This window comes from Streptomyces wedmorensis (genome assembly GCF_000716445.1).
Taxonomy (GTDB): Bacteria; Actinomycetota; Actinomycetes; order Streptomycetales; family Streptomycetaceae; genus Streptomyces; species Streptomyces wedmorensis.
In genome coordinates this window covers 163,607-187,189 of sequence record NZ_JNWK01000020.1, presented here as the reverse complement: position 1 = coordinate 187,189, position 23,583 = coordinate 163,607, and the positions used below count along the sequence as shown (strand labels likewise).

24 protein-coding genes are annotated in these 23,583 nt (G+C 70.6%); 17 read left to right on the top strand and 7 right to left on the bottom strand.

The window, feature by feature from the left end:
- Nucleotides 1–116 precede the first annotated feature (116 nt).
- Nucleotides 117–917: an inositol monophosphatase family protein gene (locus OO54_RS18260; RefSeq protein ID WP_033204358.1), complete on the top strand. Its 801-nt coding sequence runs from the start codon at nucleotides 117–119 to the stop codon at nucleotides 915–917.
- A 104-nt stretch (nucleotides 918–1,021) separates the two neighbouring features.
- On the opposite strand, the gene OO54_RS46420 is transcribed toward OO54_RS18260, so the two are convergent.
- Complete coding sequence (locus OO54_RS46420) at nucleotides 1,022–1,195, bottom strand: hypothetical protein (RefSeq protein WP_017237673.1); 174 nt, start codon at nucleotides 1,193–1,195, stop codon at nucleotides 1,022–1,024.
- 361 nt (nucleotides 1,196–1,556) lie between these two features.
- Between OO54_RS46420 and OO54_RS18255 the strand changes: the two genes are divergently transcribed.
- From OO54_RS18255 to OO54_RS18240, 4 genes are all read left to right on the top strand, one after another.
- Entirely contained in the window at nucleotides 1,557–2,210 is a 654-nt protein-coding gene (locus tag OO54_RS18255) for a response regulator transcription factor (protein ID WP_017237674.1), read from the top strand.
- 4 nt (nucleotides 2,211–2,214) lie between these two features.
- On the top strand, nucleotides 2,215–3,453 hold the full coding sequence (locus tag OO54_RS18250; protein WP_033204424.1) for a sensor histidine kinase: 1,239 nt from the start codon (nucleotides 2,215–2,217) through the stop codon (nucleotides 3,451–3,453).
- Nucleotides 3,454–3,848: 395 nt separating this feature from the next.
- Nucleotides 3,849–4,145, top strand: a complete 297-nt coding sequence (locus tag OO54_RS18245) for a DUF4193 domain-containing protein (RefSeq protein WP_003955561.1) — start codon at nucleotides 3,849–3,851, stop codon at nucleotides 4,143–4,145.
- A gap of 12 nt (nucleotides 4,146–4,157) precedes the next feature.
- Nucleotides 4,158–5,180 (top strand): hypothetical protein, encoded by a 1,023-nt coding sequence (locus tag OO54_RS18240; RefSeq protein WP_033204356.1) that lies wholly within the window; start codon nucleotides 4,158–4,160, stop codon nucleotides 5,178–5,180.
- Nucleotides 5,181–5,273: 93 nt separating this feature from the next.
- Here OO54_RS18240 and OO54_RS18235 read toward each other — a convergent pair whose 3' ends face one another.
- Nucleotides 5,274–5,777, bottom strand: coding sequence for a DUF3093 domain-containing protein (locus OO54_RS18235; protein ID WP_017237677.1), 504 nt, complete (start codon nucleotides 5,775–5,777; stop codon nucleotides 5,274–5,276).
- Between the two features lie 58 nt (nucleotides 5,778–5,835).
- Between OO54_RS18235 and OO54_RS18230 the strand changes: the two genes are divergently transcribed.
- From OO54_RS18230 to OO54_RS18215, 4 genes are all read left to right on the top strand, one after another.
- Nucleotides 5,836–6,420 carry a PaaI family thioesterase gene (locus OO54_RS18230; protein WP_017237678.1) on the top strand — a complete coding sequence of 195 codons (585 nt, stop codon included), beginning with the start codon at nucleotides 5,836–5,838 and terminating at the stop codon, nucleotides 6,418–6,420.
- A complete protein-coding gene (gene dut, locus OO54_RS18225; RefSeq protein WP_017237679.1) occupies nucleotides 6,420–6,932 on the top strand; it encodes a dUTP diphosphatase in 513 nt (170 codons plus the stop codon). Before OO54_RS18230 ends, dut begins: the two co-directional genes overlap by 1 nt.
- 1 nt (nucleotide 6,933) lies before the next feature.
- Nucleotides 6,934–7,698, top strand: coding sequence for a DUF3710 domain-containing protein (locus tag OO54_RS18220; protein WP_033204355.1), 765 nt, complete (start codon nucleotides 6,934–6,936; stop codon nucleotides 7,696–7,698).
- A 239-nt stretch (nucleotides 7,699–7,937) separates the two neighbouring features.
- Nucleotides 7,938–8,666 (top strand): ABC transporter ATP-binding protein, encoded by a 729-nt coding sequence (locus OO54_RS18215; protein ID WP_017237680.1) that lies wholly within the window; start codon nucleotides 7,938–7,940, stop codon nucleotides 8,664–8,666.
- Between the two features lie 61 nt (nucleotides 8,667–8,727).
- Here OO54_RS18215 and OO54_RS18210 read toward each other — a convergent pair whose 3' ends face one another.
- A complete protein-coding gene (locus OO54_RS18210) occupies nucleotides 8,728–9,132 on the bottom strand; it encodes a YciI family protein (protein WP_234439291.1) in 405 nt (134 codons plus the stop codon).
- A 196-nt stretch (nucleotides 9,133–9,328) separates the two neighbouring features.
- Here OO54_RS18210 and OO54_RS18205 point away from each other — a divergent pair, with 196 nt between their 5' ends.
- From OO54_RS18205 to OO54_RS18190, 4 genes are all read left to right on the top strand, one after another.
- A complete protein-coding gene (locus tag OO54_RS18205) occupies nucleotides 9,329–11,875 on the top strand; it encodes a sensor histidine kinase (RefSeq protein WP_033204353.1) in 2,547 nt (848 codons plus the stop codon).
- 234 nt (nucleotides 11,876–12,109) lie between these two features.
- The gene (locus tag OO54_RS18200; protein WP_033204352.1) at nucleotides 12,110–12,796 is read left to right on the top strand and encodes a response regulator; all 687 of its coding nucleotides are present in this window, start codon (nucleotides 12,110–12,112) and stop codon (nucleotides 12,794–12,796) included.
- A 68-nt stretch (nucleotides 12,797–12,864) separates the two neighbouring features.
- Nucleotides 12,865–13,263 carry an OB-fold nucleic acid binding domain-containing protein gene (locus tag OO54_RS18195; RefSeq protein ID WP_015036728.1) on the top strand — a complete coding sequence of 133 codons (399 nt, stop codon included), beginning with the start codon at nucleotides 12,865–12,867 and terminating at the stop codon, nucleotides 13,261–13,263.
- A gap of 3 nt (nucleotides 13,264–13,266) precedes the next feature.
- Entirely contained in the window at nucleotides 13,267–14,016 is a 750-nt protein-coding gene (locus OO54_RS18190) for a DUF3159 domain-containing protein (RefSeq protein WP_017237684.1), read from the top strand.
- Nucleotides 14,017–14,077: 61 nt separating this feature from the next.
- Here OO54_RS18190 and OO54_RS18185 read toward each other — a convergent pair whose 3' ends face one another.
- Entirely contained in the window at nucleotides 14,078–14,755 is a 678-nt protein-coding gene (locus OO54_RS18185; RefSeq protein ID WP_033204351.1) for a potassium channel family protein, read from the bottom strand.
- Complete coding sequence (locus OO54_RS18180) at nucleotides 14,755–15,423, bottom strand: potassium channel family protein (RefSeq protein WP_017237685.1); 669 nt, start codon at nucleotides 15,421–15,423, stop codon at nucleotides 14,755–14,757. Before OO54_RS18180 ends, OO54_RS18185 begins: the two co-directional genes overlap by 1 nt.
- A 234-nt stretch (nucleotides 15,424–15,657) precedes the next feature.
- On the opposite strand from OO54_RS18180, the gene OO54_RS18175 reads away from it, so the two are divergent.
- Nucleotides 15,658–17,709, top strand: coding sequence for an APC family permease (locus OO54_RS18175; RefSeq protein ID WP_033204350.1), 2,052 nt, complete (start codon nucleotides 15,658–15,660; stop codon nucleotides 17,707–17,709).
- Nucleotides 17,710–17,769: 60 nt separating this feature from the next.
- The gene (locus OO54_RS18170; protein ID WP_033204349.1) at nucleotides 17,770–19,098 is read left to right on the top strand and encodes a class I SAM-dependent RNA methyltransferase; all 1,329 of its coding nucleotides are present in this window, start codon (nucleotides 17,770–17,772) and stop codon (nucleotides 19,096–19,098) included.
- 470 nt (nucleotides 19,099–19,568) lie between these two features.
- On the opposite strand, the gene OO54_RS18165 is transcribed toward OO54_RS18170, so the two are convergent.
- Nucleotides 19,569–20,084: a nuclear transport factor 2 family protein gene (locus OO54_RS18165; protein WP_063738298.1), complete on the bottom strand. Its 516-nt coding sequence runs from the start codon at nucleotides 20,082–20,084 to the stop codon at nucleotides 19,569–19,571.
- A gap of 50 nt (nucleotides 20,085–20,134) precedes the next feature.
- Nucleotides 20,135–21,019, bottom strand: coding sequence for an SDR family NAD(P)-dependent oxidoreductase (locus OO54_RS18160; protein ID WP_033204347.1), 885 nt, complete (start codon nucleotides 21,017–21,019; stop codon nucleotides 20,135–20,137).
- 531 nt (nucleotides 21,020–21,550) lie between these two features.
- On the opposite strand from OO54_RS18160, the gene OO54_RS18155 reads away from it, so the two are divergent.
- Both OO54_RS18155 and chcA read left to right on the top strand, forming a co-directional pair.
- A complete protein-coding gene (locus OO54_RS18155; RefSeq protein ID WP_234439288.1) occupies nucleotides 21,551–22,102 on the top strand; it encodes an EF-hand domain-containing protein in 552 nt (183 codons plus the stop codon).
- 414 nt (nucleotides 22,103–22,516) lie between these two features.
- Nucleotides 22,517–23,347 (top strand): 1-cyclohexenylcarbonyl-CoA reductase, encoded by an 831-nt coding sequence (chcA, locus tag OO54_RS18150; RefSeq protein ID WP_033204345.1) that lies wholly within the window; start codon nucleotides 22,517–22,519, stop codon nucleotides 23,345–23,347.
- Nucleotides 23,348–23,583: the final 236 nt, after the last annotated feature.

The window sequence follows — 23,583 nt, the reverse complement described above, 5'->3', positions numbered from 1 at the left end:
GCGCCCTCGGCGCCCTCGGCGCCTCCCACGACCTGTGCCCGATCGGCTGCTGCCCGGCCAGGGCCGAGCGGCCGGCGGCGGCCGGAGCCGACAGCCCGTACGCGTAAGGAGTCAGCGTGACCGACCCTCTGCTCACCGAACTGCTCGACGTCGCCCTGGAGGCCGCACGGCGGGCCGGAGCCCTCCTCCGCGACGGCCGCCCGGACGACCTCGCGGTGGCGATGACCAAGTCCAGTGCCATCGACGTGGTCACCGAGATGGACATCGCCGCCGAGAAGCTGATCACCTCGTTCCTCGCCGAGCACCGCCCCCAGGACGGCCTCCTCGGCGAGGAGGGCGCCGCCGCCCCCGGCACCAGCGGGATCCGCTGGGTCATCGACCCGCTCGACGGCACCGTGAACTACCTGTACGGCCTGCCCACCTGGGCCGTCTCGATCGCCGCCGAACGGGACGGCGAGGCCGTGGTCGGCGTGGTCGAGGCGCCGATGCGCGGCGAGACCTACCGCGCGGTCCTCGGCGGCGGAGCGTACGCGGGGGACCGGCGGCTCGCCGTCCGCCCCTCGCCCGCCCTGGGCCAGACCCTCCTGGGCACCGGCTTCGGGTACGTGCAGCCCCGCCGCGCCCACCAGGCCGACGTCGCGCAGCGCGTGATCCCGCTGGTCCGCGACATCCGCCGCGGCGGCTCGGCGGCGATCGACCTCTGCGACGTCGCGGCCGGCCGCCTCGACGCGTACTACGAGCGCGGGCTCAACCCCTGGGACCTCGCCGCAGGGGCCCTCATCGCCCGCGAGGCGGGCGCGCTGACCGGCGGCCGCCCCGGGGAGCCCGCGTCGGGCGAACTGACCCTGGCGGCCTCCCCGGGGCTCTTCCAGCCCCTTCAGGAGCTCCTGGAGGAGCTGGGGGCCTGGCACGACTAGGACGGCGCCGGCGAGGCCGCGAGGCGGACGCACGAGGGCCCCGGAGCCGGGAGCGGCGCCGGGGCCCTCGTACGTACGGGCGTGGTCGGTCGGATGGAGACGGGTCAGACGCCCGGCGCGGCGACCTCCACGCCGTGCTCGGCGGCCAGGCGGTGCAGGTCGTCCAGCTCCGCCTGCTCGACATCCGCCAGGTAGTCGTCGCCCGTCTCACGAGCTCGCGTGAGGTCGGTCTGCGTGGTCCTGATGCGGTGCAGCAGTCCTGCGGTGAAAGCGTCCATCGTGCGCCCCCTCGTCGTGGGTCCGGTGGCACGGGGGTGTGCCGAGGTGGGTGGATCACACACTGAGGCCTCTGGGGAACGGCACGCGGTCGGTGGCGCGCCACATACAGGGCGTGATCACGGGGTGTGCAGTCGTCCTCCCCAGCCCCTTCCTCACGGAAACCTCAACTGGCCCGTGAATCAGGTGAATTCTTCGCGCCCCGCCGCACGCCCCCCGTGCACCACCTGCCCGCCCCCGCCCTCGCACCGCCGCCTTACAGCCGGTTTACGCGCGTCCGGGGCAGGATGGACACGCACAGTCAGTGCTCGGAATCCAGCCGGTCCCACCCCGGACAGCGGCTCGACGGGAAGGAAGAACGACGTGCGCGTACTCGTCGTCGAGGACGAGCAGCTGCTCGCCGATGCGGTGGCCACCGGACTGCGCCGGGAGGCCATGGCCGTCGACGTCGTGTACGACGGCGCCGCCGCCCTGGAGCGGGTCGGCGTCAACGACTACGACGTCGTCGTCCTCGACCGCGACCTCCCGCTCGTCCACGGGGACGACGTCTGCCGCAAGATCGTCGAGCTCGGCATGCCCACCCGCGTCCTGATGCTCACCGCCTCCGGCGACGTCAGCGACCGCGTGGAGGGCCTGGAACTCGGCGCGGACGACTACCTCCCCAAGCCCTTCGCCTTCACCGAGCTCACCGCGCGCGTGCGCGCCCTCGGCCGGCGCACCACCGTCCCCCTGCCGCCCGTCCTGGAGCGGGCCGGCATCAAGCTCGACCCGAACCGCCGCGAGGTCTTCCGCGAGGGCAAGGAGGTCCAGCTCGCGCCGAAGGAGTTCGCCGTCCTGGAGGTCCTCATGCGCAGCGAGGGCGCCGTCGTCTCGGCCGAGCAGCTCCTGGAGAAGGCCTGGGACGAGAACACCGACCCGTTCACCAACGTCGTGCGCGTGACGGTCATGACCCTGCGCCGCAAGCTCGGCGAGCCGCCGGTCATCGTCACCGTGCCCGGTTCCGGGTACCGGATCTGACGTGATGGCCACGACACCAGCCCCCCATCCCCAGGCGCCCCCGAAACCGACCTGGGACCCGCGGGACCCGGTCCGCCCGCTGCTGCGACCGACCATCCGGATACGGCTCACGCTGCTGTACGGCGGGATGTTCCTCATCGCGGGCATCCTGCTGCTCTCGATCATCTACCTCTTCACCGCGCAGGCGCTCGGCGACAGCGCGGCCCAGCTGCCGTTCAAGATCGTCAAGGGCGAGGTGCAGCCGACCACGTCCTGGTGCCAGCTGCCCAACACGGGCACGGGCGACCAGTTCAACGACGCCGTCTCGGTCTGCCTGCGGCACCAGAGCGACCTGGCCCTCGACGACCTCCTGCGCCGCTCGCTCTTCGCCCTGCTCGGCCTGAGCATCATCGCCTTCGCCTTCGGCTACGCCATGGCGGGACGGGTGCTCTCGCCGCTCGGCCGGATCACCCGCACCGCCCGCCAGGTGGCCGGTTCCGACCTGGCCCGGCGGATCGAGCTGGACGGCCCCGACGACGAGCTCAAGGAGCTCGCCGACACCTTCGACGAGATGCTGGAGCGGCTCGAGCGGGCCTTCACCGCCCAGCAGCGGTTCGTCGCGAACGCCTCGCACGAGCTGCGCACCCCGCTCGCGATCAACCGCACCCTGCTGGAGATCCACGTCTCGGACCCCGAGGCCCCGGTGGCCCTCCAGCAGCTGGGCAAGACCCTGCTCGCCACCAACGAGCGCAGCGAACAGCTCGTCGAGGGCCTGCTGCTGCTCGCCCGGAGCGACAACCAGATCATCGAGCGCAAACCCGTCGACCTCGCCGAGGTCGCCTCCCGGGCGATCGACCAGACGCACGCCGAGGCCGTGGCCAAGGGCGTCGAGATCCGCCGCGAGCTCGGTCCCGCGGTCGTGCAGGGCAACGGCGTCCTGCTGGAACGGATCGCGCTGAACCTGCTCCAGAACGCCGTGCGCTACAACGTGCCGGACGACGGCTGGGTGGAGGTCACGACGGAGACCGAGCACGGCCAGGCGGTCCTGGTCATCTCGAACACGGGGCCGGTCGTTCCCGCGTACGAGATCGACAACCTCTTCGAACCGTTCCGGAGGCTCCGCCAGGAGCGGACCGGCAGCGACAAGGGGGTCGGTCTCGGCCTGTCGATCGCCCGGTCCGTGGCCCGCGCCCACGGCGGCCGTATCATCGCGGAGCCCCGCGAGGGCGGCGGTCTCGTGATGCGCGTCACTCTGCCGATCTGACACACTGCACGTGCCGACCGGTTCCGTTCGCTTTGCGCGGAATTCCGTGGCCCTGATCCTGAGACGCGCATGTGTGATCGATCACAGGACAGGGTGTTCGGGCCTCCACTCTCCGTGACCGAGAAATCCCTCGGAAAACCAGGAAAAGTCCGGGTTTCCAGGGCCCGGAATGACGGGAAGTACACGGGGTGGCGCCTGTGTAGGACGCCCGCGGGACCGTGTACGGTCCGGTTCGCCACCCGAAGCCGATCACTCGCAAGAGTGCGCGACGGGTGTCGATTGAGTAACAGACCTTGATGTGAGGCAAAATCTCCGCCTCAGGTCGGGCACAAGTCCGACCTCTCACGCGTTACGTGCGCTGGAGACACCGCAACCACCCAGAGGGGGAGAGCGACATGGCAACGGATTACGACACCCCACGCAAGACCGACGACGACGTCGACTCGGACAGCCTTGAGGAACTGAAGGCACGCCGGAACGACAAGTCGACCTCGACCGTCGACGTCGACGAGTTCGAGGCCGCCGAAGGCCTGGAGCTTCCCGGCGCCGACCTCTCGAACGAGGAGCTGGCCGTCCGGGTCCTGCCCAAGCAGGCCGACGAGTTCACCTGCATGAGCTGCTTCCTCGTGCACCACCGCAGCCAGCTGGCCAGGGAGAAGAACGGCCAGCCGATCTGCCGCGACTGCGACTGAGGTCGACCGGCCGTGGCAGGCGACTCACCGTCCCGGAAGCGGCGTCTGCGGCTCCCGGGGAGCCCGCGGACGCGCATAGGCGGCTCAGGCCCGGCGGAGGGTGCCCAGGAGGCTCCTGAAGCCGTGCAGACCGCCTCCCTGCCCTCCCTCGGCGCACGTGACGACGAGCGAGGCCTCGCGGCCTCGCTCGAGGCGGTCACCGAGCCGGACCCGGCGGAGCACGAGCCGGGACGGGCCGGCGGGAGCGACGTGGCGCGGCAGGACGGGCGCCTCGGCGCCGTCAGGCGGCTCGCCGACCCCGCGCGGGCCCAGCTCGACAAGATCAAGATCGACTCCGAGCGGATCGACGCCGTCCGGCGCGGCGTCGCGCAGGGCGTGCGGCGCGGCGGCGACAGCGCCAAGGCCGGCATCGGCTACCTCGCCGACCGCCTGATCGACCTCGCCCCGCGGATCCCCGTCCGCGACCTGGCGGCCCTCCGCAGACAGTTCCCCGGGCTCGGCCCCGAGGCGCTCGCGGACAAGCTCGTCGCGGGCGCCGCCAACGCCAGCTCGACCGTCGGCGCGGGCGTCGGCGCCGCCGCCATGCTCCCGGTCCCCCCGGCCATGCCGGCCGAACTGGCGGCCGAGATCACCGGCGTCGCCGCCGTGGAGCTCAAACTCATCGCCGAACTGCACGAGGTGTACGGCCTGCGGCCCCCCGGCCGGATCACCCAGCGCTCGGCGGCCTACCTGACCTCCTGGGCCGAGGAGCGGGGCATCGACCCCACCAAGCCCACCACGGTCAACGCGGCCCTCGGCGGCCAGCTCAAGCGCGAGCTGCGCCAGCAGATCATGAAACGCATGGTCCGCAACCTGCCGAACCTGATGCCGTTCATGGTGGGCGCCACCGTCGGCGCGGTCATGAACCGCCGCGACACCAAGAAACTCGCCGCGCGCATCCGCAAGGACCTGCGCGCCCGCCAGATCCCCTGGGACGCCCTCCGCGAGCTGCCCCCGCTGGAGCAGCCCGAGAACCCCAAGGAACTCGACTTCTAGCGCCCCGGGCGTCCGCCGACCGGGACAAACCCCCGGTGACGGATCAGGGGCCCCGTAGGGCCCCTGAGAGTCGACTTCGTGCGGGTCGTCGAGTCAGCTCCCCGCGCCGGCCCGCTCGGCCTCCAGCGCCGCCACCAGCGCCGCCGGCTCCCGGCTCGACAGGTACACGTACGGCGTCGGGTCCGCCGGGTCCGTCACCTCGACCCGCACCGCCCCCGGCACATAGCTGCGCATCAGCATGAACGCGCGCGGATCGGCCTTGTGGGTGCGCCAGGCGCGCGCCTCCTCCGCGTCGAGCGCCTCGGCCGCTCCCAGCGCCGAGACCGGGATCCGCGCGTCGCCCGCCACCAGCGAACCGGCCACCACCCGGATCCGGGCGGAGCCGTACGAGGAGACCGCGACGCCGGCCAGCACCGCCACCACGATCAGACCGCCCAGCATCGGGACCGTACCCATCGGGAACATGATCAGGCCGCCGGAGAGACCGAGCATGCCCACGATCACCCACCAGGAACCGGGCGCCGTCAGCCGCTCGTCGAAGCGCGGGCCGGCGGAGGGCGCGGGGGAGGGGGCCGGGGACGGTGCGGAAGGCTGCATGCGTCCAAGCTTGGCACGGCGCGACCTGCGCCCATCCGCGCGGGTAAGGTCTGCGCCTGTGACTGCAACATCTGCCGCCCTCACCCCGCCGGCCGACGCCATACCGCCGGTACGCCACCCCGACGCGCCGGCCCCCGGCGAGCTGCTCGGTTCCCACTACGAGTACTGCTTCGGGTGCGGCGGCGGGCAGCCCCACGGCCTCCACCTGGAGGCACGGGCGGGCGAGGGCGTGACCGTCACCGCCGAGTTCACGGTGACCCCCGACCACCAGGGCGCCCCCGGCCTCGCGCACGGCGGCGTGCTCGCCACCGCGCTCGACGAGACCCTCGGCTCCCTGAACTGGCTGCTGCGGGTCATCGCCGTGACCGGACGACTGGAGACCGACTTCGTCCGGCCCGTCCCCGTCGGCACCGTGCTCCACCTGGAGGCCGCGGTCACCGCCGTGCACGGCCGCAAGATCTTCTCGACCGCGGTCGGCCGGATCGGCGGGCCCGAGGGCCCCGTCGCCGTCCGCGCCGACGCCCTCTTCATCGAGGTCAAGGTCGACCACTTCATCGACAACGGCCGCCCGGAGGAGATCCAGGCCGCCATGTCCGACCCCGACCAGGTCCGGCGCGCCCGCGCCTTCGAGGTGAACCCCTGATGCGCAACCCTGTCGACGTACTGATCCGCCGCGTGGACCCCGAGGTGCCGATCCCGGCCTACGGGCACCCCGGCGACGCCGGGGCGGACCTGGTGACCACCGAGGCCGCCGTGCTCGCCCCCGGCGAGCGCGCCGTGCTGCCCACCGGGGTCTCCATCGCCCTGCCCGACGGGTACGCGGCCTTCGTGCACCCGCGCTCCGGTCTCGCGGCCCGCTGCGGAGTGGCGCTGGTGAATGCCCCGGGGACGGTCGATGCCGGGTACCGTGGAGAGATCAAGGTGATCGTGGTCAACCTCGACCCGCGCGAGAGCGTGCGGTTCGAGCGATTCGACAGGATCGCCCAACTTGTCGTCCAACAGGTCGAGAAGGTGCGCTTCCACGAGGTGGCGGAACTTCCCGGCTCGGCGCGGGCCGAGGGGGGCTTCGGGTCCACCGGCGGGCATGCCGCCGTGGACGGCACTACGGGTGGGAATCGATACGCTTCGGTCGTATCCGACCGGGAAGGACAGTGACGTGTTCGGACGTCGCAAGAAGAGCGGTGCCGCCGAGGACGCGGCGGGCGAGGCCGAGCAGGTCGTCGACGCGGTGGACGGCGAGGACGCGGACGACGCGGCCCCGCGCCGTGTGAACCTTCCGCCGGCGCCCCGGCCCGACGGGCCCTGGGACATCTCCGAGGTGGCCAAGCCCGACGAGGGCCGCGTGGACCTCGGCGGCGTCTTCGTGCCCGGAGTCGAGGGCATGGAACTCCGCGTGGAGGTGGCCGGTGACGCGATCGTCGCCGCCACCGTCGTGCTGCGCGACAGCGCCGTACAGCTGCAGGCCTTCGCCGCCCCCAAGAACGAGGGCATCTGGGGCGAGGTCCGCGACGAGATCGCCACGGGCATCATCCAGCAGGGCGGCGCCATCGACGAGGTCGAGGGCCCGCTGGGCTGGGAGCTGCGGGCCCAGGTCCCGGTGCAGCTGCCGGACGGCAACCGCGGTGTACAGCTGGTCCGATTCGTGGGCGTCGACGGGCCCCGCTGGTTCCTGCGCGGAGTGATCTCCGGGCAGGGCGCGGTCCAGCCCGAGGCGGCCGGCCTCCTGGAGCAGATCGTCCGGGACACCGTCGTCGTCCGCGGCGACGGCCCGATGGCCCCGCGCGACCCGATCGTGCTCAAGCTGCCGAACGACGCGCAGATGGTGCCGGACGGCGTGCAGCAGGAGGAGCAGGAGAACTCCCGCTTCTCCGGCGGCATGGGCCAGCTCCAGCGCGGTCCGGAGATCTCCGAGATCCGCTGAACCACCTCGTTTCGGCCGGTGGGCCGCTTCCCGTGCGCCTCGTACGGGAAGCGGCCCACCGGCCGTTCGCGTCCCCGCTGTCTTCCCCCGGGCACCGCCTCCCCGGCTCCGGCCGTTTTCCACAGGCACGGCTCCCCGGCCCCAGCCGTTCTCCACAGGCACGCCTACCCGGCTCTGGCCGTGGGCGTCGGCCGCGGACCATACTGGCGGGCGCACATGTTCGAGGAGGGGGAACACAGGTGAGTGAGAGCAGCACGGGGTCCGCGACGGCGCTGGCCGAGGACCCGGCCGACCTGCCGATGGTCCGCGTCGAGGACCTGCGCCGGTCGTACGGCACGGGCGAGGCGGCCGTCCACGCCCTGCGCGGGGTCTCCTTCGACATCCCGCGCGGCGAGCTCGTCGCGCTCAAGGGCCGTTCGGGCTCCGGCAAGACGACGCTCCTCAACCTGGTGGGCGGCCTCGACAGCGCCGACGGCGGCCGGATCGTCATCGACGGCACCGACCTCTCCACGCTCGGTGAGAACGGGCTCCTCGAGCTCCGCCGCGACCGGATCGGCTTCATCTTCCAGTCCTTCGGGCTGCTCCCGATCCTCTCCGCCGCCGAGAACGTCGGCGTCCCCATGCGCCTGCGCAAGGCGGACCCGAAGGAGCGCGACGAGCGGGTCGCCCTGCTGCTCGGCCTGGTCGGCCTCGCCGACCACGCGGAGCAGCGGCCCGGTGAGCTCTCCGGCGGCCAGCAGCAGCGGGTCGCCATCGCCCGCGCCCTCGCCAACAAGCCCGCGCTGCTGATAGCCGACGAGCCCACCGGCCAGCTGGACGCGGAGACCGGCCTCGCCGTCATGCAGCTGCTCCGCGCGGTGGTCCGCAGCGAAGGCTGTACGGCCCTGGTCGCCACGCACGACCCCCAGCTCCTGGGCCTCGCGGACAGGGTCCTGGAGCTGAGCGACGGCGAGATCATCGAGCACTGAGGGCGCGCGGGGGCCCCGGCCCGTATCTCCCGGGGCCCGCCCTCCGGCTCAGCCCTCCGGCTCAGCCCTCCGCGCCCAGTTCCGCCGGGGGCTCGGACATGACCTCCCGGACCTCGATCGGCATGTTGACGGGGGCGCCGCCGGGGCCGGGCGCCGCCGACACCTCGGCGGCGATCGCCACGGCCCGCTCGGCCGAGGGCACCTCGACGATCCACCAGCCGGCCAGGAACTCCTTGGTCTCGGCGAAGGGCCCGTCGGTCACCAGGGCCGAGCCGTCCGCCGCCGCCCGGACGATCCGCGCCGTCTCCGGCATCGCGAGCCCCTGTGCGTCGACCAGCTCGCCCGCCGCCGCGAGCTTCTCGTTCGTGGTCCGCATGAAGGCGATGTGCGCGCGGATCTCCTCGGGCTGCCACTCCGTGATGGAGGGGACGTCGAGGCTCTGCGCGTTGAACTGCATCAGCAGCATGTACTTCACGGGGTGCTCCTCCGGTGCGCGTCACGTCCCGGGCGGTGCCCGGGGCCACTGTCACGGTGAGGTCGGAGCCGGTCCTGTGTTCTCGACATCGAGGGCCGGCGGAATGGACATCAGAATCACGTCAATACCGCACCGGGGCCTCTCCCCGTGCGCGGAATGTCCGTTTGGCTGGACGTATGGTCGAGCCATGGGACGCGGCAAGCTTCGGATCTACCTCGGCGCTGCGCCGGGCGTCGGCAAGACCTACGCGATGCTCTCCGAGGGGCACCGGCGGGTCGAGCGCGGCACGGACTGCGTGGTGGCCTTCGTGGAGCACCACGGGCGGCCGCGCACGGAGGTGATGCTGCACGGCCTGGAGCAGGTGCCGCGCCGCACCCTGGACTACCGCGGGACGGCGTTCACCGAGATGGACGTCGACGCGGTCCTGGCCCGTCGCCCCGCCGTCGCCCTCGTCGACGAGCTCGCCCACACGAACGTGCCCGGGTCCAGGAACCCCAAGCGGTGGCAGGACGTCGCCGAGCTCCTCGCCGCGGGCATCGACGTCGTGTCGACGGTCAACATCCAGCACCTGGAGTCCCTGGGCGACGTCGTCGAGTCGATCACCGGGGTACGGCAGCGGGAGACCGTCCCCGACGAGATCGTGCGCCGGGCGGACCAGATCGAACTGATCGACATGAGCCCGGAGGCCCTCCGGCGCCGGATGGCCCACGGCAACGTCTACACCTCGGACAAGGTCGACGCGGCCCTCTCCAACTACTTCCGCCCCGGCAACCTCACCGCCCTGCGCGAGCTGGCCCTGCTCTGGACCGCCGACCGGGTCGACGAGTACCTCCGGCAGTACCGGGGCGAGCACGACATCCGCTCCACCTGGCAGGCCAGGGAACGGATCGTCGTCGGCCTGACCGGCGGCCCCGAAGGGCGCACGCTGATACGGCGTGCCACCCGGCTCGCCGAGAAGGGCGCGGGAGGCGAGGTCCTCGCCGTCTACATAGCCCGCAGCGACGGGCTCACCGCGGCCTCGCCGAAGGAGCTGGCCGTCCAGCGCACCCTGGTCGAGGACCTCGGCGGAACCTTCCACCACGTCATCGGCGACGACGTCCCCTCGGCGCTCCTCGAGTTCGCCCGCGGCGTCAACGCCACCCAGATCGTCCTGGGCTCCAGCCGCCGCCGCTCCTGGCAGTACGTGTTCGGTCCGGGCGTCGGCCAGACCGTGGCCCGGGACTCCGGGACCGATCTCGACGTCCACATCGTGACCCACGGCGAGGTGGCGAAGGGGCGGGGCCTGCCGGTCGCGCGCGGCGCCCGGCTCGGCCGCTCCCGCATCCTCGGCGGCTGGATCGTCGGCGTCGCGGGGCCCCTCGCCCTCGCCCTGCTCCTCACCCATGTCGACGCCGACCTCGGCCTCGCCAACGACATGCTCCTCTTCCTCGCCCTGACGGTCTCCGCGGCCCTCCTCGGCGGCTTCGTGCCGGCGCTCGCCTCGGCCGCCGTCGGCTCCCTCCTCCTCAACTGGTTCTTCACCCCGCCCGTCCACCAGCTCACCGTCGCCGACCCCAAGAACATCGTCGCCATCGCCGTCTTCCTCGGCGTCGCGATGGCGGTCGCCTCGGTGGTCGACCTGGCCGCCCGCCGCACCCACCAGGCCGCCCGGCTGCGCGCCGAGTCCGAGGTCCTCTCCTATCTCGCGGGCAGCGTGCTGCGCGGCGAGACCAGCCTGGAGGCCCTCCTCGAACGGGTCCGCGAGACCTTCTCCATGGAGTCGGTGGCCCTCCTGGAGCGCGCCGACGGCGCCGAGCCGTGGACGCGGGCGGCGAGCGTGGGCCCGCACCCGGCGGTACGGCCGGAGGACGCCGACGTCGACATGCCGGTCGGCGACCACCTGGCCCTCGCCCTGACGGGCCGCGTGCTGCCGGCGGAGGACCGGCGGGTGCTGGGCGCCTTCGCCGCCCAGGCCGCCGTCGTCCTCGAACGGCAGCGCCTGGTGGACGAGGCCGAGGGGGCCAGGAAGCAGGCCGAGGGCAACAAGATCCGTACGTCCCTGCTCGCGGCGGTCAGCCATGACCTGCGGACTCCCCTCGCGAGCATCAAGGCCTCCGTCTCCTCGCTCCGCTCCGACGACGTCGAATGGTCCGAGGAGGACCGGGCCGAACTGCTGGCGGGCATCGAGGCCGGCGCCGACCGACTCGACCACCTCGTCGGCAACCTCCTCGACATGTCGCGGCTCCAGACCGGCACCGTCACCCCCCTGATCCGGACCGTCGACCTCGACGAGGTCGTCCCCATGGCCCTCGGGGGAGTGCCGGACGGCAGCGCCGAGCTCGACATCCCCGAGTCGCTGCCCATGGTCGACGTCGACAAGGGGCTCCTGGAGCGCGCCGTCGCCAACATCGTGGAGAACGCCGTGAAGTACAGCCCCGAGGGCAGGACCGTCGCCGTCTCCGCCAGCGCGCTGGGGGACCGGGTCGAACTGCGGGTCGTGGACCGCGGGCCCGGCGTCCCCGACGACGCGAAGGACGGGATCTTCGAGCCCTTCCAGCGTTTCGGCGACGCCCCGCGCGGCTCCGGCGTCGGTCTCGGGCTCGCCGTGGCCCGCGGCTTCGTGGAGTCCATGGGCGGGACCCTCGGTGCCGAGGACACCCCGGGTGGCGGTCTGACCATGGTCCTCACCCTCCGGGCCGCGCCGGGCGGGCCCCCGGCACCACCCGCCGACCTCCCGGCCCACGCCGTGACCTGACGCCCCCGCCGCGACCGACGCCCCGGCCGTGACCTGGCGCCCCCCGGCCGTGGCCCGACCGGGGCGCCCGCGCCCGTACGAGACTCGTGACAGCAGCCGAAGCCGAAGCCGAAGCTCAGGCCGAACCCGATCCCGATCCCGATCCCGCGGCCGAACCCGAACCCGAACCCGAACCCGTACCGCGCCCGTCCTCTTCCCCGTACAGCAGCTTCCAGCAGAAGGTAGGCCCCCTCCATGACCCGGGTCCTCGTGGTCGACGACGAGCCGCAGATCGTCCGTGCCCTGGTGATCAACCTCAAGGCGCGGAAGTACGAGGTCGACGCCGCGCCCGACGGTGCCGCCGCGCTCCGGCTGGCCGCCGAACGCCACCCCGACGTCGTCGTCCTCGACCTCGGCCTGCCCGACATGGACGGCGTCGAGGTCATCAAGGGCCTGCGCGGCTGGACGAGGGTGCCGATCCTGGTCCTCTCGGCCCGGCAGACCTCCGACGAGAAGGTCGAGGCGCTCGACGCGGGCGCCGACGACTACGTCACCAAGCCCTTCGGGATGGACGAGCTGCTCGCCCGGCTGCGCGCGGCCGTGCGCAGGGCCGAGCCGGTCGGCGGCGCCGAGGACGGCGTCGTCGTGGTCGAGGCCGCGGGCTTCACCGTCGACCTGGCCGCGAAGAAGGTGCACCGCGACGGCCGCGACGTCCGGCTCACCCCCACCGAGTGGCACCTCCTCGAGGTCCTCGTCCGCAACAGCGGCCGGCTGGTCAGCCAGAAGCAGCTGCTCCAGGAGGTCTGGGGACCGTCGTACGGCACCGAGACCAACTATCTCCGGGTGTACATGGCGCAGCTGCGCCGCAAGCTGGAGGCCGACCCCTCGCACCCGCGGCACTTCGTCACCGAACCGGGCATGGGGTACCGCTTCGAACGGTGAACGGACGGCGAACGGACCGGTCGTCGCGGGCCGCTCTCCGTGACAGCGGTGGCCGGTACGCTTTCTGTATGAGTGCTGCACCACGTACAGAGAAGCCGGCCGGTCGGTTCCGCCGGATGCTCGACCGGCTCTCCTCCTCCCCGGAGGACCTGGAGTCGGAGGAGCTCCAGGAGGACGCCGAAGCGTCGGGGTGCACTCGTATCTCCGACTGCTCCGACCGCCAGATAGTCAAGGTGACTGGTACCTTGCGCACGGTCACGCTACGACCCCGGGCCGGTGTACCCGCGCTGGAGGCCGAACTCTTCGACGGCACGGCACCGCTCGACGTCGTCTGGCTCGGCCGGCGCTCCATCGTGGGCATCGAGCCGGGCCGCAAGCTGATCGCCTCCGGCCGGATCTCGATGAGCCACGGCCGGCGGGTCCTCTTCAACCCCAAATACGAGCTCCGACCGCTCGGACAGGAGTAGCCGGTGACGTCCCTCGACAAGCCGACGGCGGCCCAGTCGACCCCGGACCAGGACACCCAGGCCGACAAGGCCGTGACGGAGGCCGCGCTCTTCGAGGCCTTCGGCGGCGTGCGCGGCATGGTCGAGACGGTCGTGCCCGGCCTGCTGTTCGTCACGATCTTCACGGTCAACAAGAACCTGCACGTCTCGGCGATCGCCGCGCTCGCGGTCTCGCTGGTGCTGGTCGCCGTCCGGCTGATCCGCCGGGACACCGTCAAGCACGCCTTCAGCGGCGTCTTCGGGGTCGCCTTCGGCGTCGTCTTCGCGATGATGACGGGCAACGCCAAGGACTTCTACCTGCCGGGCATGCTGTACACCCTGGGCCTCGCCCTCGCGTACATCATCACGGCGCTCGCCGGCGTCCCCCTGATCGGCCTGATCCTCGGCCCGGTCTTCAAGGAGAACCTGTCCTGGCGCACCCGCAATCCGGGCCGCAAGAAGGCGTATACGAAGGCCAGCTGGGCCTGGGGCCTGATCCTGCTCGGCAAGTGCGCGATCCTCTTCCCGATGTACTGGTGGGCCGACACGACCAAGTTCGGCTGGGTCCTGGTCGCCCTGAAGATCCCGCCCTTCCTCCTCGCGGTCTACCTCACCTGGGTGTTCCTCGCGAAGGCCCCGGCGCCGATCGACGTCTTCGCCGAGATGGAGGCCGAGGAGCGCGCCGAGAAGGAGCGCAAGGCGGCCGCCGCCGCGCAGAGCCACCCGGAGTCCTGAGACGGTACGAGGAAGGGCCCGGACCTGTTCAGGTCCGGGCCCTTCCTCGTACCACGCCGGGTCAGGACTCGGTGGCCTCGCGGCGGACCTGCAGCAGGTCCTCCAGCTGCTCCTCACGGGCCTGGGCGGCCACGAACAGCAGCTCGTCACCGGCCTCCAGGGTCTCCTCGGCGCTCGGCGTCAGCACCCGCGAACCGCGGATGATCGTCACGAGCGAGGTGTCCTGCGGCCAGGCCACGTCCCCGACGGCGGTACCGGCGACGGCCGACTCCGGCGGGAGCGTCAGCTCGACCAGGTTCGCGTCGCCGTGGCTGAAGCGGAGCAGCCGGACCAGGTCGCCGACGCTCACCGCCTCCTCCACCAGGGCCGACATGAGACGCGGCGTCGAGACGGCGACGTCCACGCCCCAGGACTCGTTGAACAGCCACTCGTTCTTCGGGTTGTTCACGCGGGCCACCACCCGCGGCACGCCGTACTCGGTCTTGGCGAGCAGCGAGACGACCAGGTTCACCTTGTCGTCGCCGGTCGCCGCGATCACCACGTTGCAGCGCTGCAGCGCCGCCTCGTCGAGCGACGTGATCTCACAGGCGTCGGCGAGCAGCCACTCCGCCTGCGGCACCCGCTCCACCGAGATGGCGGTCGGCGCCTTGTCGATGAGCAGGACCTCGTGCCCGTTCTCCAGGAGCTCGCCCGCGATGGAACGGCCCACCGCACCCGCGCCCGCAATAGCGACACGCATCAGTGACCGCCCTCCTCGGGACCCTCGGCGAAGGCCTCCTCGACCTTCGCGATCTCGTCCGTACGCATCATCACGTGCACCAGGTCACCTTCCTGGAGCACCGTCTGCGAGGTCGGCAGAATCGCTTCGCCCAGCCGGGTGAGGAAGGCGACGCGGACGCCGGTCTCCTCCTGGAGCCGGCTCACCTTGTGGCCGATCCACGCGGGGGAGGTGTGCACCTCGGCGAGCTGCACGCCGCCGCTCGGGTCGCGCCACAGCGGCTCCGCGCCGGACGGCAGCAGTCGCCGCAGCATCTGGTCCGCGGTCCACCGGACCGTCGCGACCGTCGGGATACCCAGGCGCTGGTAGACCTCGGCACGGCGGGGGTCGTAGATCCGCGCCGCCACGTTCTCGATGCCGAACATCTCGCGGGCGACCCGCGCGGCGATGATGTTCGAGTTGTCGCCGCTGCTCACCGCGGCGAAGGCACCGGCCTCCTCGATGCCGGCCTCACGCAGCGTGTCCTGGTCGAACCCCACGCCCGTGACGCGCCGACCGCCGAAACCCGACCCCAGACGACGGAAAGCCGTCGGGTCCTGGTCCACGACCGCGACGGTGTGCCCCTGCTGTTCGAGGGTCTGCGCGAGAGCGGCTCCCACTCGCCCGCAGCCCATGATGACGATGTGCACGTCCCCTTACCCCGCACTCCTGATCGCCTTGCTGACCTGCGAAAACACCCTGTTCACAACTTTCCTCGCCCGACACGCCCGGGCCGCGGCGGGCAACGCCCTGCCGGGTTGCCCGGTCCGAGCTTATGCGGCAACGCTGGCCGGAGCCGCATTCGAGGTGGTACTCAGGGAGATTCGGTGCCGATCGGGGGTGCCGGTGAGCGTGGCTCTTTTCGAACGCTTACGATCCTCTCCGTGTCCAAACTGACCGACGTGCCCAAACGGATCCTGATCGGGCGGGCCCTGCGCAGCGACAAGCTCGGAGAGACCCTTCTCTCCAAGCGCATCGCCCTCCCCGTCTTCGCCTCCGACCCGCTGTCCTCGGTGGCGTACGCACCCGGCGAGGTGCTGCTCGTCCTCTCCGTCGCCGGCCTGTCGGCCTACCACTTCAGCCCGTGGATCGCGCTCGCGGTCGTCGTCCTGATGTTCACGGTCGTCGCGTCCTACCGGCAGAACGTGCACGCGTACCCCAGCGGCGGCGGCGACTACGAGGTCGCGAACACCAACCTCGGGCCGAAGGCCGGACTCACCGTCGCGAGCGCCCTGCTCGTCGACTACGTCCTCACCGTCGCGGTGTCGATCTCCTCGGGCATCGAGAACCTCGGCTCGGCGATCCCCTTCGTCGTCGAGCACAAGGTGGCCTGCGCGGTCGGCGTGATCGTGCTGCTCACCGTGATGAACCTGCGCGGCGTGAAGGAGTCGGGCTCCCTCTTCGCGATCCCGACGTACGTCTTCGTCGCCGGCGTCTTCATCATGATCGCCTGGGGCGCGTACAAGGGCATCGTCCTCGACGAGACCATGAAGGCCCCCACCGCCGACTTCGAGATCAAGCCCGAGCACCAGGGCCTCGCCGGCTTCGCGCTCGTCTTCCTTCTGCTGCGCGCGTTCTCCTCCGGCTGTGCCGCGCTCACCGGTGTCGAGGCCATCTCCAACGGTGTCCCCGCCTTCCGCAAGCCGAAGTCGAAGAACGCCGCCACCACGCTCGCCCTGATGGGCGGCCTGGCCGTCACCATGTTCTGCGGCATCATCTTCCTCGCCATGGCCACCGACGTCCGGATGGCCGAGAAGCCCGCCGAGGACCTCCTCGTCAACGGCGTGCCGGTCGGCGAGGGCTACGTCCAGGACCCGGTGATCTCGCAGGTCGCGGCCGCCGTCTTCGGCGACGGAACGTTCTTCTTCGTCCTCCTCGCCGCGGCCACCGCGCTCGTCCTCTTCCTCGCCGCCAACACCGCGTACAACGGCTTCCCGCTCCTCGGCTCGATCCTCGCCCAGGACCGGTACCTGCCCCGCCAGCTCCACACCCGCGGCGACCGCCTCACCTTCTCCAACGGCATCGTGCTCCTGGCCGGCGCCGCCGCCCTCCTCGTCTGGGTCTACGGAGCCGACTCGACCCGGCTGATCCAGCTGTACATCGTCGGCGTCTTCGTCTCCTTCACCCTCAGCCAGATCGGCATGGTCCGGCACTGGAACCGGCACCTGAAGACCGAGCGGGACCCGGCCAAGCGCCGCCACATGATCCGCTCCCGCGCGATCAACGCCTTCGGCGCCTTCTTCACCGGCCTCGTCCTCGTCGTCGTCCTCGCCACCAAGTTCACCCACGGCGCCTGGGTCGCCCTGCTCGGCATGGTGATCTTCTACGGGACGATGACCGCGATCCGACGGCACTACGACTCCGTCGCCGCCGAGATCGCCGCCGCCGAGGAACGCCCTGACGAGTACGTGCGCCCCTCCCGGGTCCGCTCCATCGTCCTCGTCTCCAAGCTCCACAAGCCGACCCTGCGCGCCCTGGCCTATGCCAAGCTCATGCACGCCCACGAGCTGGAGGCGCTGACCGTCAACGTCGACCCGGTCGAGACGAAGGCGCTCAGAGAGGAGTGGGAGCGGCGCGGCATCAACGTCCCGCTCAAGATCCTCGACTCCCCGTACCGCGAGATCACCCGCCCGGTCATCGAGTACGTGAAGAACATCCGCCGCGAGAGCCCGCGCGACGCCGTCTCCGTCTACATCCCCGAGTACGTCGTCGGCCACTGGTACGAGCACCTGCTGCACAACCAGAGCGCCCTGCGGCTCAAGGGCCGACTGCTCTTCACCCCCGGCGTCATGGTGACCTCCGTCCCCTACCAGCTCCAGTCCTCCGAGGCCGCCAGGAAGCGGGCCCGGAAGCGCCAGGAGTGGAACGCGCCCGGCTCGGTCCGCCGCGGCCCCGTCGAGAAGCGGCAGAAGGAACCAGCCGCGAAGAACAACTAGACTGGTGGGCTGCCGTTGCACACGGCAGCCCACTCTCTTCTTCCTCTGGAGTCCCCGGTCATGCAGAACACCCCTGTTACGTCGCTGGTCGGGGCGGAGTACGAGGTAGAGGTCGGCCCGGTCGCCCACGGCGGCCACTGCATCGCCCGCACGGACGCAGGCCGCGTCCTGTTCGTCCGCCACGCGCTGCCCGGCGAGCGGGTCGTCGCCCGCGTCACCGAGGGCGAGGAGACCTCCCGCTTCCTGCGCGCCGACGCCGTCACCATCCTCGAAGCCTCCAAGGACCGCGTCGAGGCCCCCTGCCCCTTCGCCGGCCCCGGCAAGTGCGGCGGCTGCGACTGGCAGCACGCCAAGCCCGGAGCCCAGCGCCGCCTCAAGGGCGAGGTCATCGCCGAGCAGCTCCTCCGCCTCGCCGGGCTCACCCCCGAGGAGGCCGGCTGGGACGGCACCGTCATGCCGGCCGAGGGCGACAAGCTCCCCGCCGGCCAGGTCCCGCAGTGGCGCACCCGCGTCCAGTACGCCGTCGACACCGAGGGCCACGCGGGCCTGCGCAAGCACCGCTCCCACGAGGTCGAGATCATCGACCACTGCATGATCGCCGCCGAGGGCGTCTCGGAGCTCGGCATCGAGAAGCGCACCTGGGAGGGCATGGCCTCCGTCGAGGCCATCGCGGCCTCGGGCTCGAACGACCGCCAGGTCATCCTCACCCCCCGCCCGGGCGCCCGCCTCCCGCTGGTCGAGCTGGACAAGCCCGTCTCGGTCATGCGCGTCGACGAGAAGGACGGCGGCGTCCACCGCGTCCACGGCCGCGCCTTCGTCCGCGAGCGCGCCGACGAGCGCACCCACCGCGTCGGCAGCGGCGGCTTCTGGCAGGTCCACCCCAAGGCCGCCGACACGCTCATGAAGGCCGTCATGCAGGGCCTCCTCCCGCGCAAGGGCGACACCGCCCTCGACCTCTACTGCGGCGTCGGCCTCTTCGCGGGCGCCCTCGCCGACCGCGTCGGCGACCAGGGCGCCGTCCTCGGCATCGAGTCCGGCAAGCGCGCCGTCGAGGACGCCCGCCACAACCTCGCCGGCTTCCCCCGCGTCCGCATCGAACAGGGCAAGGTCGAATCCGTCCTCCCCCGCACCGGCATCACCGAGGTCGACCTCATCGTCCTCGACCCCCCGCGCGCCGGCGCCGGCAAGCAGACCGTCCACCACCTCGCCTCCCTCGGCGCCCGCCGCATCGCCTACGTCGCCTGCGACCCCGCCGCCCTCGCCCGCGACATCTCCTACTTCGCAGACCGCGGCTACCGCGTCCGCACCCTGCGCGCCTTCGACCTGTTCCCGATGACCCACCACGTAGAGTGCGTCGCGATTCTGGAGCCCGCTGAAAAGGGCCGCTGAACTGCGGCTTTGTCGAGTGGGCATGATGTGCGTTACGTGCGTTACGGGCGATATCTTGACGCATATTCGACGCACGTGACGCACGTTTGACGCACGTCCGGCTCATGAGCTGACGCGCCGTCAGCATCGGAAAGCCCCCTTCCAACCCGTACGACATCCGGGCCGGAAGGGCGGCTTTCTGCTGTGCGCGTACCCGTCGTGCATCGTCTTTCGCTGCACCCGCGTCCAACGGTCATAGGACACGCTCTGTAATTGCAGCCCGGCGAGGAAACATGCCTGCTGTGCTGAGTGTCGGGGGTGTCCACGGACAGAGGAGGTGTCGGAGCCGCGGTTGCTTCCAGACGGCGCACGGGGAACACGCGCGAGCTCGCGCCCTGGCTTGCCGAGGCAGACCTAGCAGAACGTTGCGGCAGCGGCTCACCGCATGGTCTCGATCCGTCGCTCCCGGGCATGAGCGAGGGGCGGAGCCCTCAACGCGTGGCTCGTCGATGGGAGGTGCGCGTGTCCTGGGGTGTCCGCGAAGCCTGCTTCCCGGCAGTCGGTTTCGAGGCCAGCGTAGGCAAGATCTGCTTCCAGGCAAGCTCTCCGCCTGCGGCCTGCATGAGCAACCATGGGTCCCAGAAATCACGGTAGAGCGCAATGCGATTTTGCTCGAAGCGCACCACCGACAGGTAGGTCTGGCAGTACTGGCCTCCAGTGGCAAGCAGAGTGCACTCGCCGGTGTAGGCCGCGATTACCAGATCGTCCTCGTTGACGGTGGAGAACTCAGGCTCGGAGAACACAACCTTCAGCTGGTCGCGAAACATCGTCATTTGGGCGAGCAGAGCCTCCCGGCCCTGCATCCGCGAAGGGACGCCCCAGGCCGGGTAAGGAAATTCAAGGATGCCATCTTCGGTGAAGCCATCGATCCACTCCTCGATTCTCCCTTCCGACAGCAGGTCCAAACCGTGCTTGAACACTTCCTTAAGGTCTTGTGGCGTGGTCATTCGCTACTCCTCTTCCTATGGTGGTGTGGTGTTGGCCGCGCGGCTGGCGGTCAACGGGCGGGCGTGACAATGCCGGCGAGGATTCGGTCGATCGCCCGGTCGGACAGCAGCCTGGCAAGCACGCGGCTGCCGGTCGCCTCCCGGCCAACCCCGTAGCGGGGCCTGGGTCGCTCAGTCACCAACGCTCGGAAGACCACCTCGGCAACGTCGTCGGGGGTCGTGCGGCTGGCCCGCGCCGAGTTCTCGTTGGTTTCCATGAACCGTGGGAACGTGCCACGGTAGAGCTTCTGGACCGACTCCGGGGCGCTCTCCAGCGCCCACTTTCCCGCGTCGGACATCTTGCCCCAGAGCGGAGTCAGAACGGCGCCCGGCTGGACCACCGTCACTGGGATCCGTTGCGGGGCGAGCTCACGGCGCAACGCGTCGCTGAGCGCCTCCTTGGCGAACTGGGCGGCGGCATAAGCGCCGAGGTAGGGAAGTGCGATGTTCCCGAGGCCCGACGTCACGTTGATGATCCGTCCAGCACCGACTCGCAGCAGCGGCAGGAAACCCTGAATCACCAGCAGTTGGCCCGTCACATTGATGTCCAGCTGTCGGCGCATGAGCTCGCTGGGCACGCACTCCAACGGAGCCGTGACGGCGATGCCCGCGTTATTGACCAGCCCCCACAGCCCGGCGTCCCCGACTACCTCCGTGATATCACGCACGGCGGCCTCGACCGACTTCTCGCTTGTCACGTCGATGACCACCGGGGTCAGCCGTGCGGTGGCGGCCGCACGCAGTCGCTCCCCGTCCTCGGAACGGCGGATGCCGGCAAAGACGTGGAAGCCCACCCGCGACAGGTGGAGCGCACACGCCTCCCCTAGACCCGAGGAGGCTCCGGTGATGACCACGGCCCGGCCTGCGGATGACGCCAATCCCGACGATTTCGACACGTGCTTCCTCAGTTCAAGAATTGGAGACGGGCGGGACTACGTGCAGCGCCCCGCTGTAACCCCCTCAGGGTGACCGCCCTCTCACCGTAAGTGAAGACCCGTGATCATCCGTTCATGGGTGGCGCTGACCGCCGTGATGGAAGACGTTGAGGGACACCCCCATGACTAAGGCTCGTGGGGCTTCGGCCGGCGCCTGTTGTGCCGAAAGGTTTGCACCGAAAGGCTGCGCTCATCGCAGATGGAGAGACCTCCTGCTCCAAGAACTCCAAGAGCCGGGCCGCTCCTGAGCAGGTTCCGGGACGACCAGTGTCGCCGCCATGATGGCGGCCACTGCCCAGTTCGCCGGGCTGTCGCTGCGCAAAGACGCAGTGCTTCGCTTCACCCAGATTGGTCACGCCATACCCGATAGTTACGCCAATCGGGTATGGCGATCCCTCGAAGAGGTGAAGGCGCGGGTGCCCTGGTGCGTTCCTCTGATGCTTCCCGATCATGATTGCTGACGACCTGCCCCCTTCTGCGAAGGAACGCAACGTGGCTACAGAGGCACCTGACGTCATCAGGACCAAGAACGAGAGCGCGTTCGACACCATGGACGCCAACAACGACGGCTATGTGGACTGGTCGGACTACCAGCAGCTCGGAAACCGCTACATCCAGGCATACAAGCTCTCGAAGGACGACCGCCGCGCCAGGGCGCTCCAGGCTTTCTGCCAGATGTACTGGCTGGAGCTGCTGCGCCACGCAGGCGTGCAGGGAGACCGACTCACGAAGGACCAGTTCGTCACCGCCAGCCGCCTCGCGAGCATCGACACCAGCCGGCTCAACGTGGCTGAGGGCACTGGTGACGTGATCTTCGACGTCATCGACAGCGACGGCGACAACCAGATCACCAAGGAGGAGTTCTCCCGCTTCCTGAAGGATGTGTGGAGGGTCGAGGCGCCCGACGCGATGGACATGTTCACCAAGCTGGACACCGATGGGGATGGCGCGATCTCCCGCCACGAGCTCATTCGTGCGCTGCGTGAGTACTTCCTCTCCAACGACGCTGACGCCCCGGGCAGCCTGTTCTTCGGGCACATCTGAGTGATCCCGTGAGGGTTCGCAGCCGCCCTTCGTGCCCGTTTGTCTTCGGCACGGAGGGCGGCTGCCGCCCTTTGATTCGGCCGGGCAGGTGAGGCAGGGCACTCGAAGAGGTGAATTCGCCGCCCATCCGGCCTATCCGGACGGTCCTGTTCGCGGCCTTGGATATGTTTGCTGCGCCCTGCCGCGGTCGCCGAAAAGCGCGGGGCACCAGGCACATCGCAAGTAGCTCAACGAGCAGTGAAGAGGCACCTCGATGCTCACGCAGCACCCTCACACATCCGGCGCAGCGGGGTCCCTCCGTGCGTTCCAAGCGGATCTGTCCGCGCGTGCACTCAGTGGCGGTCCCCAACCCGCCGCGCACATCGCGACATATCGCGCCGCGCAGATCACCGGCGTCGGGGTCAGCAAGCAGCGATGACCTGTGGCGGACAGTTCCAGAACAAGGTGGCACTGATCACCGGTGCCTCTCGTGGCATCGGCTGCGCGCTCGCCCACACCCTTGGGCGTGGCGGAGCGACCGTGGTGGTGAACTACAAGAAGAACGCGGATCTGGCGGAGAAGGTCGTGGCCGGCCTCGAAGAGGCGGGCGGACGTGGTCTCGCGGTACAGGCGGACGTGGAGACGGTTGAAGGGGTGCGGCACCTCTTCGCCACGGTCAAGGACGAGTTCGGCAGGCTGGACCACTTCGTCTCCAACGCCGCAGCCGGTGCTTTCAAGAACATTCTCGACCTGAAACCCCATCACCTGGACCGCTCGTACGCCATGAACCTGCGGCCGTTCGTACTCGGCGCCCAGCAGGCGGTGCCGCTGATGGACGCAGGGGGGCGGATCGTGGCCCTGTCGAGTTACGGCAGTACCCGGGCATTCCCCACCTACGCGGCTCTCGGTCCCATGAAGGCCGCGATCGAGTCCTGGGTGCGCTACATGGCACTGGAGTTCGCGCCGTACTCCATCAACGTGAACGGGGTCAGCGGCGGTCTGATCGACTCCGATTCGTTGGACTACTTCTACGGTGTGCCGGGGATGGCGGACAGGAACTCGGTGTTCGACCGCATCCCCAAGCAGCGTCCCGGCACCGCACAGGAGGTGGCCGACGCGATCGCCTTCCTGCTCTCTCCCGGCGCCGAGTACATCACCGGTCAGACGGTGGTGGTGGACGGCGGCCTGAGCGTGGTCGCCCCTCCCTTCTTCGCCGACACCTCGGCACCCCTCAGCCTGCCCGAGCGGCCGACTGGAGAGACGTAGACAGAGGGGCGTTCGTCCGCCACAGGCCCGCTCGGCGGACCACCCCTCAGTCGAATTGAATCGTCACCTCCGGCCGAAGCCCCATCGAGTGGAACTGAACGGCCGTACGCAGGTCGCGGAGCGCGCGGACTCTGTCGGCGAGGCACGGCGGCGCCGGCGGACTCCTAGATCGTCCAGAAGGCCATGCCGCGCTGCCCCCGCCGGCTTTACACAGGTACCGGGTGATCCCGCCAGGT

What these genes read in the sequence shown, in the direction of transcription:
- OO54_RS18195 (WP_015036728.1), top strand. Translation starts at nt 12,865, where the DNA reads ATGAGTGCTGCACCACGTACAGAGAAGCCGGCCGGTCGGTTCCGCCGG.
- OO54_RS18250 (WP_033204424.1), top strand. Translation starts at nt 2,215, where the DNA reads ATGGCCACGACACCAGCCCCCCATCCCCAGGCGCCCCCGAAACCGACC.
- chcA (WP_033204345.1), top strand. Translation starts at nt 22,517, where the DNA reads ATGACCTGTGGCGGACAGTTCCAGAACAAGGTGGCACTGATCACCGGT.
- OO54_RS18170 (WP_033204349.1), top strand. Translation starts at nt 17,770, where the DNA reads ATGCAGAACACCCCTGTTACGTCGCTGGTCGGGGCGGAGTACGAGGTA.
- OO54_RS18185 (WP_033204351.1), bottom strand. Translation starts at nt 14,755, where the DNA reads ATGCGTGTCGCTATTGCGGGCGCGGGTGCGGTGGGCCGTTCCATCGCG.
- OO54_RS46420 (WP_017237673.1), bottom strand. Translation starts at nt 1,195, where the DNA reads ATGGACGCTTTCACCGCAGGACTGCTGCACCGCATCAGGACCACGCAG.
- dut (WP_017237679.1), top strand. Translation starts at nt 6,420, where the DNA reads ATGCGCAACCCTGTCGACGTACTGATCCGCCGCGTGGACCCCGAGGTG.
- OO54_RS18200 (WP_033204352.1), top strand. Translation starts at nt 12,110, where the DNA reads ATGACCCGGGTCCTCGTGGTCGACGACGAGCCGCAGATCGTCCGTGCC.
- OO54_RS18235 (WP_017237677.1), bottom strand. Translation starts at nt 5,777, where the DNA reads ATGCAGCCTTCCGCACCGTCCCCGGCCCCCTCCCCCGCGCCCTCCGCC.
- OO54_RS18165 (WP_063738298.1), bottom strand. Translation starts at nt 20,084, where the DNA reads ATGACCACGCCACAAGACCTTAAGGAAGTGTTCAAGCACGGTTTGGAC.
- OO54_RS18245 (WP_003955561.1), top strand. Translation starts at nt 3,849, where the DNA reads ATGGCAACGGATTACGACACCCCACGCAAGACCGACGACGACGTCGAC.
- OO54_RS18210 (WP_234439291.1), bottom strand. Translation starts at nt 9,132, where the DNA reads ATGCTGCTGATGCAGTTCAACGCGCAGAGCCTCGACGTCCCCTCCATC.
- OO54_RS18205 (WP_033204353.1), top strand. Translation starts at nt 9,329, where the DNA reads ATGGGACGCGGCAAGCTTCGGATCTACCTCGGCGCTGCGCCGGGCGTC.